We start from the raw sequence: 244 nt of genomic DNA, 5'->3' as shown, positions 1-244 counted from the left end.
TCGTACCCCAAACCGACACAGGTGGTCAGGTAGAGAATACCAAGGCGCTTGAGAGAACTCGGGTGAAGGAACTAGGCAAAATGGTGCCGTAACTTCGGGAGAAGGCACGCTGATGGTAAGTGAAGCGACTTGCTCGTGGAGCTGAAATCAGTCGAAGATACCAGCTGGCTGCAACTGTTTATTAAAAACACAGCACTGTGCAAACACGAAAGTGGACGTATACGGTGTGACGCCTGCCCGGTGC

General features: G+C 52.0%; 1 rRNA gene. It reads left to right on the top strand.

Annotated elements, in window-relative coordinates:
• Window positions 1–244, top strand: a 23S ribosomal RNA gene (locus tag ACSIPU_RS31440); the annotation flags it as partial.

The organism is Klebsiella sp. HN106 (assembly GCF_051209435.1).
GTDB classification, from domain to species: domain Bacteria; phylum Pseudomonadota; class Gammaproteobacteria; order Enterobacterales; family Enterobacteriaceae; genus Klebsiella; species Klebsiella oxytoca.
Note: the sequence above shows the minus strand (reverse complement) of the source record. Positions and strands in the feature narration are given on the sequence as shown.